The following is a 13620-nucleotide window of genomic DNA, read 5'->3' as shown; positions in this document are numbered from 1 at the left end:
ACGCGTGTCGACTGGATTCCTGTGACAAGCACAGGAATGAGGGGAGTGGGCGGGATGCGGCGGACCGAAATTCACCGTGCCGTGTAAAGTTTTGATGTCTGGAAGACCCTTGCAATGCGTGTAGACCTGTTCGATTTCGATCTGCCCGAGGAGAATATCGCCCTTCGCCCGGCGAACCCGCGCGACAGCGCGCGCCTGCTGGTGGTCGATCCGAATGAAAACCGCTTGGAAGACCACCGCGTCTTTGACCTGCCGACTTTTCTGAAGCCGGGCGATGCGCTTGTCTTCAACGACACCCGCGTCATTCCCGCCCAGCTTGAGGGCGTTCGCCTGCGCGAAGGTGCGCCGGAGACTGCGGTTTCGGCCACGCTGCACATGCGTGCCGACCAGTCGCGCTGGAAGGCTTTCGCGCGCCCCGGCAAGCGCATCAAAGAGGGTGACCGCATCCGTTTCGGTTATGAGCGCGACAATGCCTGCGGCCTTGCCCATCTGGAGGCCATCGTCGAGGAAAAGGGCGAAGAGGGCGAAATCACGCTGCTTTTCGACGTTTCCGGCCCTGTTCTGGATGAGGCGATCGCCTCCGTCGGCCATATTCCCTTGCCGCCCTATATTGCCGCCAAGCGGCCGGAAGATGCGCAGGACCAGACCGATTACCAGACCATCTATGCCCGCGAGAAGGGCGCCGTCGCCGCCCCCACCGCCGGACTGCATTTCACGCCCGATCTGTTCGAAGCTCTTGATAAGGGGGGTATCGAGCGGCATTTCGTGACACTTCACGTTGGGGCAGGCACCTTCCTTCCGGTGAAGTCCGACGATACCGACGATCACAAGATGCATTTCGAGATCGGCCATGTGTCGCAGGAAACCGCCGACAGACTGAATGCCGTGAAGGCGCGCGGCGGGCGCATCGTCTGCGTCGGCACCACCTCGCTGCGGTTGATCGAAAGCGCTGCCTCCGAAGACGGCGTCATTCACCCATGGTCGGGGCCCACAGGCATCTTCATCACGCCCGGATATCGCTTCCGCGCGGTGGATATTCTGATGACCAATTTCCACCTGCCGAAATCGACGCTGTTCATGCTCGTTTCGGCTTTCTGCGGTCTCGAAACGATGCGTGACGCTTATAAGCACGCCATCGAAACCGGATACCGCTTCTATTCCTATGGCGATTCCAGCCTGTTGTTCCGGAAGAACTGATGCACGAGAAATTCACCTTCACCCTGAAAGCCACGAGTGGCGGCGCACGCCTCGGCGAAGTCGCCATGCCGCGCGGCGTCATCCGCACGCCCGCCTTCATGCCTGTTGGCACGGTCGGCACCGTCAAGGCCATGTATCTTGATCAGGTGCGCGAGCTGGGGGCCGATATCATTCTCGGCAATACCTATCACCTGATGCTGCGGCCCGGCCCGGAACGCGTGGCAAGGCTTGGCGGCCTGCATGAGCTGATCCGCTGGCCACATCCGATCCTCACCGACAGCGGCGGTTTTCAGGTCATGTCGCTTTCCGGCCTGCGCAAGCTGGACGAGAAGGGCGTGACCTTCAAGAGCCATGTGGACGGCTCGCTGCATCATATGTCGCCGGAACGCTCGATCGAAATCCAGGGCATGCTCGATTCGGATATCCAGATGCAGCTCGACGAATGCATCGCGCTGCCAGCCGAGCGCAAGGAAATCGAGCGCGCCATGGAAATGTCGCTGCGCTGGGCGGAACGCTGCCGCGTTGCCTTTGGCGAACAGCCTGGCAAGGCCATGTTCGGCATCGTGCAGGGCGGCGATCAGCCGGACCTGCGAATTCGTTCCGCCGAAGGCTTGAAGCAACTCGATCTCAAGGGTTACGCCGTCGGCGGTCTGGCCGTCGGCGAACCGCAGGATGTGATGCTGGGCATGCTCGACATCACGCTGCCGGTGCTGCCCACTGAAAAGCCGCGTTACCTGATGGGCGTCGGCACGCCTGACGATATCCTGAAATCCGTCGCGCGCGGCATAGACATGTTCGACTGCGTGATGCCGACCCGTTCCGGCCGTCACGGGCTTGCCTTCACCCGTCGTGGGAGGGTCAATATCCGCAATGCCCGCCATGCCGAGGATATGCGGCCGCTCGACGAGCAGTCCAACTGCCCGGCCTCGCGCGATTATTCCCGCGCCTATCTGCATCATCTCACGCGCTCCAACGAGGCGCTGGGCGGCATGCTGCTCTCCTGGCACAATCTTGCCTATTATCAGGAGCTGATGCAGGGTATCCGCAAGTCGATCGAGGAAGGCCGTTTCGCCGATTTTTATGCGGAAACCATAGAGATGTGGGCGAGGGGCGACATAGACCCGATCTGATTTTTCCCGACCCTTTCTCCTGTTCGGACGCTTTCCTTGGCACATGCGCCTTCCGTTCTTTTCCGGGATGACACGACCGGCACGGTGACAGCCTTCACCGAGCCGGAGGAGATCATCGTCGCGGATGAGCCAGAGGCGTTTTTCGCGGCGCTGAAACGCATGGAGCAGCTGCGCCGCGCCGGGAAATACCTTGCCGGCTATATGTCCTACGAGGCGGGTTTCCTGTTCGAGCCGAAACTTGCGGACTTTGCTGCCGAGCCTCGCAACGTGCCGTTCCTTCGCTTCGGCGTCTTTTCCGGCCCACAACCGGATGAGGGGCGATTTGCGCGGCCCGAAAGTCTGCCGGATGCCGATGCGTTCCTGGCCGATCCCGCGCCCGCATGGAGCCTTGAAGACTATTGCCAGCGCTTCGAGCGGCTGCACGGGCATCTGCGTCGCGGCGACTGTTATCAGGGCAATCTGACGATGCCCGTTCATGCTCGCTGGAGCGGCGATCCGCTCACGGCCTTCTGGTCATTGGTTGAGCGCCAGCCGGTCAAATATGGCGCGCTGGTCGATCTCGGTGGACCGGTGATCCTGTCGCGCTCACCGGAACTGTTTTTCTCGGTGGACGGGGAAGGTTTCATTGAAACCCACCCGATGAAGGGAACGACGCCGCGCGGTGCGAATGCGCAAGAGGACCGGGCGATCATCGCGGCGATGCTTGAGGATGAAAAGACGCTTGCCGAAAACCGCATGATCGTCGATCTCCTGCGCAACGATATTTCCCGCATCACCGAGGTCGGCAGCCTCCATGTGCCGCGACTGTTCGATATCGAGACCTATCCCACCGTGCACCAGATGGTCAGCCATGTGCGCGCGAAGCTTTTGCCTGATGTGACGGTGGAGGATATTTTCGCGGCGCTTTTTCCCTGCGGTTCGGTGACCGGCGCGCCGAAAATGTGGGCGATGAAGATCCTGCGCGAACTGGAACAGACGCCGCGCGACGCCTATTGCGGCGCGATCGGCTTCATGTCTCCAGCTGGTGAAATGCGTTTTTCGGTGGCGATCCGCACGCTGACCCTGTTCGATGGCGGCCGCGCGATCTTCAATGTCGGCGGCGGCATCGTTTTCGATTCGGATGCCGAGGCGGAATATGATGAGTGTCTGCTGAAATCCAAGTTTGCGGTTGGGGACAGACTGTTACGGGGGTGATTATCCCGTGCGTTGCGTCTCAGTTTACCGGTATTGCGAATCTGTAGGGCGGACATCCCGAAAGAACGATTTAATCTTATCCTGCACATTCGCGTCAGGCGTCGTTACTTCATAGAAGCTACTGTCGATTGCCCGAATGGTCACCCATTCCTGATCCAAGGCTGGCGACAACGCAGTAAACTGCCCCCATATCACTTGTTTCGCCTTCTTCGCGAGGTCGGCCAGAACGGCGCCTGAAATACGCGCATCTTTCTGGGCCAACATCTCGAGGTCATCTCGCGATTCACCCACCACCTCAAACCATTCATCGGCGGATTGCAGAGACTTGACCGTGGAAACGACCCAAGTTGCCGTTTGAGAGGCCGGTGCGAGGAGATGAAGGAGGTCGTAAAGATCGGCTGCAATTACGCCCTCGCGAATGTCATAAATTCTTAGTGTTTGATGGGGATTTTCGGATATGAGGGTAGCAATATTGTCTCCAGCCTTATCTCGAGCCGACGTGACAATGGCGATGTCACCATCCTCGATCAGCACTTCCTTCGCCGCCGGATGGCTGAGAAAACCCGAAGGGCTAGCGGTGGCGCCATAGGCGCCCGATTGCAGGATTGCCAGGAGATCACCAGCCTTCAGCTTCGGCAGGGCCGCATTGCGGGCCAGGGTGTCGAGCGGTGTGCAGAGCGGGCCGACGATGGTTGCCGTTTCCTCATAGTCTGCCTGCATCATGGCCGGTGCGACGATGGGGTAGTTGCGCTTGACGATCTGGCCGAGATTGCCGGAGGCGGCGAGGTGATGGTGCATGCCGCCATCCATCACCACGAAGGTAGTGCCGCGCGAGGTCTTTACCGAATTCACCTCCGCCACATAGACGCCGCCGGGACCGGCGAGGAAACGGCCGGGTTCGACGATGACATGGGCGTCTGCGACTAGCGGATGCGCCTTCAGAAGCGCCTTGAGGTCGGGAATGGCGGCGCTGACTTTCTCAAGATCGAGCGGTGTTTCCCCGGCGAAATAGGGGATGCCGAGACCGCCGCCAAGATCGATGGTCTCGAGCGGCTTGCCGAGCATCTCGGCCATGCGCGCGGCAAGGGAAATGCCGTGTCGCCATTGGGAGACGAGCATGTCGGCATCGAGTATCTGCGTGCCGCCGTAAATATGGACGCCGATGAGATCGATATGGCGGGCGTCCTTGAAGAGTGGCAGGACATTTTCCAGCTCTTCCTCATCGAAACCGAAGGCCGTGGCCTTGCCGCCCATGCGCATCGCGCCCGCTTGTGCATCCGGCACCGGATTGATGCGGATCGAGGCTTTGACCGGCTTGCCGATCGCCTCGATGCGGCCAATTTCCTCGGCGCTTTCGATGTGGATTTCGCCGATGCCGCCCTCGATCACTTCGCGCAATTCGGCTTTGCTTTTGCCGGGGCCGGCGAAGATGATTTTTTCCGGTGCGACACCGGCCTTGATGGCGGCGCGGTATTCACCGACGGAAGCGATTTCCGCACCGGCGCCTTCCTGGCGGAAAAGCGAGATGATGGCGGGCAGGGGATTGGCCTTCACCGAATAATAGATGTCGGCAAAGCCACTGAGCGCCGTTTCGAGATTGCGATAGGCGCGGCGCATGGCGCTGGCGTCATAGAGAAAGCATGGTGTTCCGGTTCCGGCGACAATATCGCGCACGGGAAGTCCACCGATCATCAGATCGTTTTCGCTTATGCCGAATAACGCGGCTGCAAAGGCCGGGCCGTGGCTCTGGGGTTTATCCGTTGGCGCCATTGTCCGTCCGTTCGCGCACCAGCGCGCGGTAATCCACCTTGCCATTGGCCGTTATCGGCAGTCGTTCCACCAGTTCGATGGCGCGCGGGATCATGAAGGGGGCGAGCATTTCGGCGGCTTTTTTAAGCGCGGCCGAAACATCGATATTCTGGTTGGCGGCGGTTGCCACGGCATGCACCTTTTCGCCCGCAAAGGGGTCGGGCAGGCCGATAACGGCGACCTGCTGGAAAAGCCCTGTCGACATCAGGCTCTCCTCGACCTCGGTCGGGCTGATGCGATAGCCTGAAGATTTGATCATCGCATCGTTGCGGGCAACGAAACTGAAGAAACCGTCCTCGTCCTCCACCGCGAGATCGCCGGAATAACACACGGTTTCGCCGCCCAGTGCCGCCGGAATGAAGGGGTGAGGACGCAGCACCTTGGCCGTGTCCTCCGGCCGGTTCCAGTAACCCAGCGAGACGGTCGGGCCGCGATGCACGAGAATGCCGGGTTCACCCGGTTTTGCCCTCTGTCCCTCAGCGGTGACGATGAAGATTTCGCATTCGGGAATGGCCTTGCCGATGGAGGTCGGGCGGCGGTCGATTTCATCAGGCGGCAGGAAGGTGGAGCGGAAGGCCTCGGTGAGGCCATACATCAGGTAGATTTTCGTGTCCGGCAGCTTCTCGCGCAGCGCCTTGACGGTTTCCTGCGGCACGCGTCCGCCGGAATTGGTGATGTAGCGCAGATGCGGCAGCGGTGTCTTTGTGAGCGACGGGGCCGCTTTCGTCAGGATCGCCCAGATCGTCGGCACGCCGGCCAGACCCGTGATGGCGTGGTCGCGCAGATCGCGGACGATCTCATCGCCCAGCCGGAAGGTGGAGATAACAGTGGCCGCGCCCTGTTCCACCGCTGTCAGCAGCTGGTTCAGGCCATAATCGAAGCTGAAGGGCAGGAGGGAAAGAATGCGGTCCCTGCCGGTGATGTCCAGATAGGTGCGCACGATGCGCGCGCCGGCCAGAAGATTGCGGTGCGACAGCATCACGCCCTTGGGCGAGCCGGTGGAGCCGGAGGTATAAAGAATTGCGGCCAGATCTTCGCCGATCGCCGCCGAAGGCCGGGCGGGTGCGCCGGTGCGGGTCCCAATCTCCTCCGCCAGCAGGATCGTGACATCGGGAAGGTCTGCCAATGCTGCATTCAGCTCATTTATCATCGCAGCGTCGCTGATGACGATCTTTGCGCCGCAATCCCTGATGATATGGCGGATCTGCTGCGCCTTCAGCAATGCGTTGACAGGCACGAAGACGCCGGCCGCCATGCTCACGCCGAAGATCGACCAGCATTCCTCGATGCCGCGCGGCAGATAGATGACGACGCGGTCACCGCGTTGTGTTCCGGCTTCCTGCAATGCCGCTGCACAACGGGCTGCTGCCTCGGCGAATTCGCGATAGTTCAGCGATCGGTCCTTGTGGACGACGGCCGGATCGTCGCTCGCCGCGCGCGCGGTAAGAAGATGGTGCAGCAGGAAATGGGGTGTCATCTCCTCCGTTCCCTGAGGACGAAGGCGATGAGATCGGCCGGCGTGCCGAGATTGTCGGGGGTGAAATGCTCGTCATCGAGAATGATGCCGAAACCCTCCCCGAGGAAGATCATCAACTCAAGAAACCCGAGCGAATCGATCACACCGCCTTCGAGAAGCAGCGTGTCGGCGGAAAAGGGGGCATAGGCGGGAAAACGATTGGAGAGGTAGGAATAGATGGTATCAGCAACGTCGATTTCACTCTTTTGCGCTGCAAGCATGCTCGTTCTCCGATTTCCCTCGTGTTCCCCAGAAGACTGCCCGGAACGGCGCTTTGTCTGTAAAGGCCAAGATTCCGTCGAGTCGCGCAAGAATCACTAAAATACCTACGGTGGCAATAACACCAACTCTGAGTATGTTTCGTTAATAAATTGTGGGTTCCATACGCCTTTTACTTGTATGGGTGCAGATTTATGTGCGGCAAGGCCGCCGGCCTTTCGCTCTCCCTCAAGCGCCGCCATGGTCAGCGCAACCCGGCCGTGGCCAAGAAGGTGGCGGGCAATTGCGGATATGTGCCTTTGCGCAACCTGCCGGTCGTCGCAATGGATGAGGCGCGCGGAGGGCAGTCTTCTGGTTGTGGTTTTCAGGAAGACCAGCGGGTGGTGGCGGTTCTCCGCCTCCATCAAGGCCACGATGCAGCCGAGGCGGGCGTGGTCTTCCAGCATGCCGCGCGTTTCGCCGGACAATATTCCCGGTTTTATGTCCACAAGCGGGCGGAGCCTCGCACTCGCCGGGCGAAGTGCAGCAAAGGGCAGCGGATAAAAAAGCGTGCAATCGGTCACCGTCGCAAAGCCCAGCCTCTCATTCAGCCTGCAGGCTTCGGGAGAGGGGGTGAGATCGGTGAAGATTTCGTCCTCATTGGATGAGGCCATCTGCAGCATGCGCGGTGCGAACCAGCGGCAGGAAGGCTCCACATACCAGCTGGACAGGTTGACGATGATCGTGCCGGTGTCGGGCAGGCGGCTTTTGATCGTCAGCAGCACACCTGCGGCATCGTCGCCCTTGATCAGTAATTGCCCGATTGAACCCAGTTCGCGCCGCTCGTGATGCTCGCTGATGAGCGACAACCCGCGCGACCAGAAGGCCTCGCTTTTTTCCGGGAAGCCTTTCGCCAGAAGAGCGACGGCGGCGACGCGGTTTCCGTTGTCGATCGGTACGATTTTCAGGGTCGCTCTCCGCTGGTCTGGCGCCGTTCTGGGCGGGGAGGGATTTTCAACTCCACCGCGTAGTATCGGCTTACGACGATAGATTTACCGTCCCGTTAATCGCAATGGCTGCAGGCGGTTGGAGGCGATCACATTTGTATGAAAGGCGGGCGCGCGCGGTTACGCGCGTCCCGCCTCTGTCTTATCCAATCAATAAACCACGACGCCGCGGATGCTTTCGCCCTTGTGCATCAGGTCGAAGCCCTTGTTGATGTCTTCTAGCGGCATGGTGTGGGTGATCATCGGGTCTATCTGGATCTTGCCTTCCATGTACCAATCGACGATCTTCGGCACATCCGTGCGGCCGCGCGCACCGCCAAAAGCGGTGCCCATCCAGTTGCGGCCGGTGACGAGCTGGAACGGACGCGTGGAGATTTCCTGGCCGGCGCCGGCAACGCCGATGATGACCGACTTGCCCCAGCCGCGATGCGAGGCTTCCAGCGCCTGGCGCATGACCCTGGTATTGCCGGTGCAGTCGAAGGTATAATCCGCGCCGCCGATAAGGTCGCCATTACGCTTCGTCATGTTGACGAGATAGGGCACAATGTCCTCGCCGACTTCCTTCGGGTTGACGAAATGGGTCATGCCGAACTTCTCGCCCCAGGCCTTGCGGTCGGGGTTGATGTCGACGCCGATGATCATGTCCGCGCCGGCAAGACGCAGGCCTTGCAGAACGTTGAGGCCGATGCCGCCAAGGCCGAAGACGATCGCCGTGGAGCCGATCTCGACCTTGGCGGTGTTGATGACCGCACCGATGCCGGTGGTGACGCCGCAGCCGATGTAGCAGACCTTGTCGAAGGGTGCATCGGGATTGATCTTGGCGAGCGCGATCTCCGGCAGGACCGTATAGTTCGAGAAGGTCGAGCAGCCCATATAGTGATGGATCTTGTCCTTGCCGATCGAGAAGCGCGAGGTCCCGTCAGGCATCACGCCCTGGCCCTGGGTGGCGCGGATTGAGGTGCAGAGATTGGTCTTGCGCGAGGTGCAGGAATAGCACTCGCGGCATTCCGGCGTGTAGAGCGGAATGACATGGTCGCCCTTCTTGACCGAGGTGACGCCCGGTCCGACATCCACCACGACGCCCGCGCCTTCATGGCCGAGAATGGCCGGGAACAGGCCTTCCGGATCCGCGCCCGACAGGGTGAAATCGTCCGTATGGCAGATGCCGGTCGCCTTGACCTCAACCAGCACTTCGCCGGCACGGGGGCCTTCGAGTTGAACGGTCATGACCTCAAGCGGTTTTCCGGCCTGAATGGCAACTGCGGCGCGAACGTCCATATCTTATCTCCTGGCATTGTCTTGTGATTGAACAGGGCTGTTTTGCCCGAGCTTGGCTGGAGGGACAAGGGGCAAACCCCGGTTTGTCGCCCCGAAGAAAACTGCATTGCCGAAATCGGCCCCGTCATGCACGGCATGATGGCCGTAATTCATACGTTCTAATTTATTAATAAATGAATTAAGCATATGAATTTACAGCATATTTTCCGGTTTTTGTTGGCCTTTGGTTTACGGTTTCCGTGCTAATGACCCCGTGGATTTTAAGAGGTCGGCGAGAACTGCTCCCGAAAATGCGTTCGCCAATCGACAGGCAATTTTCAGCACCCGGCGGCAGGCCGGATATTTTTTAGCGTGGCAGAAAGCCCGGCGCACCGCTTTTCACAGCGCGCCTTTCCCGCCGCGATGAGCGACATGAAACGGTGTTTTCAGGATGAGCAGGCGGATAAAAAAAACAGCACGGAAAAGGAGCCTTTTTTCGTCGCTCCTTAGAGACCACTCGGGCACCTTCGCTATCATGACCGCGCTGCTGCTGCCGGTCTTCATCATTTTGCTGGGGTTGCTTTTTGAAGGCGGCAGAGCGCTGGCATATTACAACCAGTCCAAGCGGGTCATGGCGATGGCGTGCGAAAGAGCCACCAAGCCCACGCGCACCTATACGTTGCTTGACCGCGTCAGGCGTGACAATGTGGCCGCAGCCTTCGATGCCATGATTCAATCCACCAAGCAAAAGGTCCTCTCGCGCCAGGTGGAGGTGGACTGGACCACGACGAAGATCAAGGCTGAGTTCAGTTACGGTCTGATTTTCTCGGAGATGTTCAATCTCGATAAGCTGAAATATCGCCTTGATGAGTCCTGCGAAGGCATCCCGCCCTATCCCGAGGACGATGCGGTCATCATTGACAATATGTTCGAGAGCAATGCTCTCGGCGTCGAGCGAGTTCTGAAAAACGGCGTCACCAAGGAAACCCCCGGCGGCTGCTGGGGTGTCTATCCATATTCGGAAATCGGATGGGATGGTGGGACCGGACCCGGCGTAGAGTTGCAGGACTGGAGCAGCCCCTGCTGTCGCCGCAATCACAACTGGCAGGGTTATCCGGCGGGCATGGAGAGCAAGAAACTCAACGGGGCCCCCACCGCGAACGATTTGGCCTGCACACTGAAGGAGGCCGATAAGGTAAAGACCACCGACAAGAACGGAATTGAAAAGAAGGCGGGCACAGAGCTCTCATTGCCAACCCGTTATGTCATGGAACTCGACAGCGACTGGGGCCCGCCTGCGCCCGGCAAGAAAAAAAATATCGAAGCCAATAGCTCGATCTACAAGGATGTCGAGCTTCACCCCGGGATATATAAGATCATGGTTTGGTATAATGGGCGCCGGGCCGTCGAGGACGTCGAAAAAACAAACGGAATCAAGATTTCGCTACAGCAACGGCTCCCCACCCTGAAACCTCAGCAGAAGGTGTGGGAAATGGCTCAGGATAAAAACAATATCGCTTGGACGCCGAGGGATTACAGTTTCAGGGTCAAGGCTTACTCCATCTATCGGGTGACGATCGAGGCTACCGGACTGAGCGACAGCTTCGGCGGCATCATCACGGGCTTCCAGCTTATCTATGTGGATCGAATGGAAGAAGGCTGAGATGAAGTCTTTTCTTTCCCCGCGTCAGGATAAAAGCTGCGGCGGCCCGCGCGGATGCCGGTTCACGCATGGGGCATGTTACCGGCTGTTTGGCGACCGAAAGGCGACAACGGCGGTGGAGACGGCGCTGCTGTTGCCGCTGTTTTTTGCGCTGATTTTTGGGACGCTCGAAATCGGCCTGCTGATGCTCTATTATCTCTATCTCTCTTTTGCCTCGAATGCGGGCATCGAGTATCTCCGCAAGGCGGCGGCGGACGGTAAACCGGCGACCGAGATTGCGCTGCGTAAGGCAATCGCCTCCCGTTTCATTGGAGGGACGGACGAAACCAATCTCAAGATTGCCCTTTTGCCGATTCCCGACGACGACATTGCCGAAGCCAAGGTGCCCATACCGATCGTGAACGATTTTCGCCCGCCCGCCGATACCGCCGGGCAGTACATTCTGGCGATCGGTTACAAATGGAATTTTTTGATGCCGACGACGCGTATTCTCGTGCCGGACACGGGGGGCATTCATCAGTTGCGCAGCATTTCCCTGGCGATCACTGCCGTGCGGGTGACCGAATGAAAAAGACGACACGGTTTTTGCGTCTTGCTGGTTTTGGCCGTTGCCGCTCTGGCGCTGCGGCGGTGGAAATGGGGCTTCTGGCACCGCTGCTCGTCCTTATGCTTGCGGTGGTCATTGAGATCGGGCGGGGCTGGCTGAGCTATGACCGGTTCATGACGATCGTCGACAATTCAGCGCGCTGGGCGGCAAGATTTCCTGAATTCGAGGAAAGGGTGCGCACGGGGGTTCCGAGTTTCGTCGTGCTTTCCGGCAGCGGCATTCTCCAGACGGGCAAACTCGACCTGACGTTGAGAAGCGTCAAACTGGTGGATAAGGTCGCCCGGCTGCAATTTCCCGCCCACAATTTTCTGGGCTCCGCCGAAGATGTGCCGTGGGAGAAAACCGTGATTGCCAACGGTTTCGTTGCTCAGGAGGCTGTCATCGTCGTCTCCGGTCGCTACAGCTACCAGCCGCTGATCTCGGTCCTCGCCGATATCACGCTCAAATTCGAATATGTTGCAGCTGTTAACCCGTTCTTTTCCCAGCGATATCCGTACCAGACGGGCAAATCGGATTTCGCAAAGTGGAATCTCAAACGCTCGCCATTCAAAGCCGACTGAGCGGCCTCAAAGCGCGTGTGTCTCGTTCCTGTTTCCGCCGAGCCATTCCGCGCAATCCCTCAACGCCCGCGCTGCAATCAGCTGGCGTTTCATGATCGTCTTGTCCTTGCCGCGAAAACGCTTCACGCCTTCAGGCTTGACGATCGAGCCCGGCGTCAGTTCCGGGAAGAGGCCGAAATTGATGTTCATCGGCTGGAAGGAACGTTTGCCCGGCTCATCATCGGAGGAGAGGTGGCCGCCGGTGATGTGGTTGAGAAGCGAGCCGAGCGCGGTGGTGGCCGGCGGCAGGCTCGGGGTCTCGCCCTTCTGTTCGGCGGCGGCGAAGCGGCCGGCGAGAAGGCCGACGGAGGCGCTTTCCACGTAACCTTCGCAGCCGGTAATCTGGCCGGCGAAACGCAGGTCCGGCCGGGATTTCAGCTTCAGCGAGCGGTCGAGCAGGATGGGGGAATCGATATAGGTATTGCGGTGCAGGCCGCCGAGGCGGGCGAATTCCGCATTTTCGAGGCCCGGTATCATGCGGAACACATCCGCCTGAACGCCATATTTCAGCTTGGTCTGGAAACCGACCATGTTGTAGAGCGTGCCGAGCGCATTGTCCTGGCGCAGCTGGACGACGGCATAGGCCTTGACGGTGGGGTTATGGGCGTTGGTCAGGCCCATCGGTTTCATCGGGCCGTGGCGCAGTGTCTCGCGGCCGCGTTCGGCCATGATCTCGATCGGCAGGCAGCCGTCGAAATAGGGCGTACCTTCCCATTCCTTGAAACCGACGGTATCGCCGGCGATCAGCGCATCGATGAAGGCGTTATACTGTTCCTCGTTCAGCGGGCAGTTGATGTAATCCTTGCCCGTGCCGCCGGGGCCGACCTTGTCGTAACGCGACTGATACCAGCAGATATCCATGTTGATGCTATCGCGGTGCACGATGGGGGCGATGGCGTCGAAAAAGGCGAGCGCATCCTCACCCGTCTCGGCCTGAATGGCGGCGGCGAGATCCGGCGAGGTGAGCGGGCCGGTGGCGATGATCGAGTTGCCCCATTCCTTCGGCGGCAGGCCGTTCACCTCTTCGCGCACGATCGTCACCAGGGGGTGACTTTCCAGCTCTTTCGTCACGGCTTCAGAAAACCCGTCGCGGTCGACGGCGAGTGCGCCGCCGGCCGGCACCTGGTGTCTGTCGGCGCAGGCCATGATCAGCGAGCCGGCGAGCCGCATTTCCGCATGGATGACGCCCACTGCGTTCGCCGTTGCATCGTCGGAGCGGAAGGAGTTGGAACAGACCAGTTCCGCCAGCGTATCGCCCTTATGCGCATCCGTGCCGCGCACGCCGCGCATTTCATGCAGGATGACGGGCACGCCGCTTTGCGCGATCTGCCATGCGGCCTCCGAACCGGCCAGTCCGCCGCCCACGACATGAATGGGAGAAGTGGTCTTGTCTTGCATTTCGGTGTCCATGGGCGGCCGCGGGGCAAAGGCTCCCGTCCGGCG

Annotated in this window: 12 protein-coding genes and 1 pseudogene; 7 read left to right on the top strand and 6 right to left on the bottom strand. The window is 59.8% G+C overall.

What is annotated here, in order from left to right:
* Positions 1-114 precede the first annotated feature (114 nt).
* The 3 genes from queA to AC5I5B_RS08370 are packed head-to-tail and all read left to right on the top strand — an operon-like array spanning position 115 to position 3521.
* Positions 115-1197: a tRNA preQ1(34) S-adenosylmethionine ribosyltransferase-isomerase QueA gene (queA, locus tag AC5I5B_RS08380; protein ID WP_111834452.1), complete on the top strand. Its 1083-nt coding sequence runs from the start codon at positions 115-117 to the stop codon at positions 1195-1197.
* On the top strand, positions 1197-2327 hold the full coding sequence (gene tgt / locus AC5I5B_RS08375) for a tRNA guanosine(34) transglycosylase Tgt (RefSeq protein ID WP_099085369.1): 1131 nt from the start codon (positions 1197-1199) through the stop codon (positions 2325-2327). Before queA ends, tgt begins: the two co-directional genes overlap by 1 nt.
* Before the next feature lie 36 nt (positions 2328-2363).
* Positions 2364-3521, top strand: a complete 1158-nt coding sequence (locus AC5I5B_RS08370) for an aminodeoxychorismate synthase component I (protein WP_111834451.1) — start codon at positions 2364-2366, stop codon at positions 3519-3521.
* A gap of 501 nt (positions 3522-4022) precedes the next feature.
* Here the strand turns inward: AC5I5B_RS08370 and AC5I5B_RS08365 are convergent.
* From AC5I5B_RS08365 to AC5I5B_RS08345, 5 genes and pseudogenes are all read right to left on the bottom strand, one after another.
* Positions 4023-5291: pseudogene (locus AC5I5B_RS08365) on the bottom strand (type III PLP-dependent enzyme); the annotation flags it as partial.
* A complete protein-coding gene (locus AC5I5B_RS08360) occupies positions 5275-6807 on the bottom strand; it encodes an AMP-binding protein (RefSeq protein WP_111834450.1) in 1533 nt (510 codons plus the stop codon). The pseudogene AC5I5B_RS08365 and the gene AC5I5B_RS08360, both read right to left, overlap by 17 nt.
* Complete coding sequence (locus tag AC5I5B_RS08355) at positions 6804-7067, bottom strand: acyl carrier protein (RefSeq protein ID WP_003503006.1); 264 nt, start codon at positions 7065-7067, stop codon at positions 6804-6806. Before AC5I5B_RS08355 ends, AC5I5B_RS08360 begins: the two co-directional genes overlap by 4 nt.
* 105 nt (positions 7068-7172) lie before the next feature.
* Positions 7173-7913 carry a DUF922 domain-containing Zn-dependent protease gene (locus AC5I5B_RS08350; RefSeq protein WP_165000587.1) on the bottom strand — a complete coding sequence of 247 codons (741 nt, stop codon included), beginning with the start codon at positions 7911-7913 and terminating at the stop codon, positions 7173-7175.
* A 288-nt stretch (positions 7914-8201) separates the two neighbouring features.
* Positions 8202-9329: an S-(hydroxymethyl)glutathione dehydrogenase/class III alcohol dehydrogenase gene (locus tag AC5I5B_RS08345; RefSeq protein WP_129564967.1), complete on the bottom strand. Its 1128-nt coding sequence runs from the start codon at positions 9327-9329 to the stop codon at positions 8202-8204.
* Positions 9330-9680: 351 nt separating this feature from the next.
* Between AC5I5B_RS08345 and AC5I5B_RS08340 the strand changes: the two genes are divergently transcribed.
* The 4 genes from AC5I5B_RS08340 to AC5I5B_RS08325 all read left to right on the top strand — a co-directional run bounded on the left by AC5I5B_RS08340 (position 9681) and on the right by AC5I5B_RS08325 (position 12138).
* Positions 9681-9818, top strand: coding sequence for a hypothetical protein (locus AC5I5B_RS08340; protein WP_020012708.1), 138 nt, complete (start codon positions 9681-9683; stop codon positions 9816-9818).
* A gap of 25 nt (positions 9819-9843) precedes the next feature.
* Complete coding sequence (locus AC5I5B_RS08335; protein WP_129564966.1) at positions 9844-10971, top strand: pilus assembly protein; 1128 nt, start codon at positions 9844-9846, stop codon at positions 10969-10971.
* Positions 10972-11086: 115 nt separating this feature from the next.
* Positions 11087-11539 carry a TadE/TadG family type IV pilus assembly protein gene (locus AC5I5B_RS08330; RefSeq protein WP_284160359.1) on the top strand — a complete coding sequence of 151 codons (453 nt, stop codon included), beginning with the start codon at positions 11087-11089 and terminating at the stop codon, positions 11537-11539.
* Positions 11536-12138 (top strand): TadE/TadG family type IV pilus assembly protein, encoded by a 603-nt coding sequence (locus AC5I5B_RS08325; protein ID WP_111834446.1) that lies wholly within the window; start codon positions 11536-11538, stop codon positions 12136-12138. Before AC5I5B_RS08330 ends, AC5I5B_RS08325 begins: the two co-directional genes overlap by 4 nt.
* A 6-nt stretch (positions 12139-12144) precedes the next feature.
* Here the strand turns inward: AC5I5B_RS08325 and trmFO are convergent, their stop codons facing one another.
* Positions 12145-13587 (bottom strand): methylenetetrahydrofolate--tRNA-(uracil(54)-C(5))-methyltransferase (FADH(2)-oxidizing) TrmFO, encoded by a 1443-nt coding sequence (gene trmFO, locus AC5I5B_RS08320; protein ID WP_165000585.1) that lies wholly within the window; start codon positions 13585-13587, stop codon positions 12145-12147.
* Positions 13588-13620 lie beyond the last annotated feature (33 nt).

Source organism: Agrobacterium sp., from assembly GCF_059499945.1.
The sequence above is the reverse complement of the archived record's forward strand: the minus strand, read 5'-3'. Positions and strand labels throughout refer to the sequence as shown.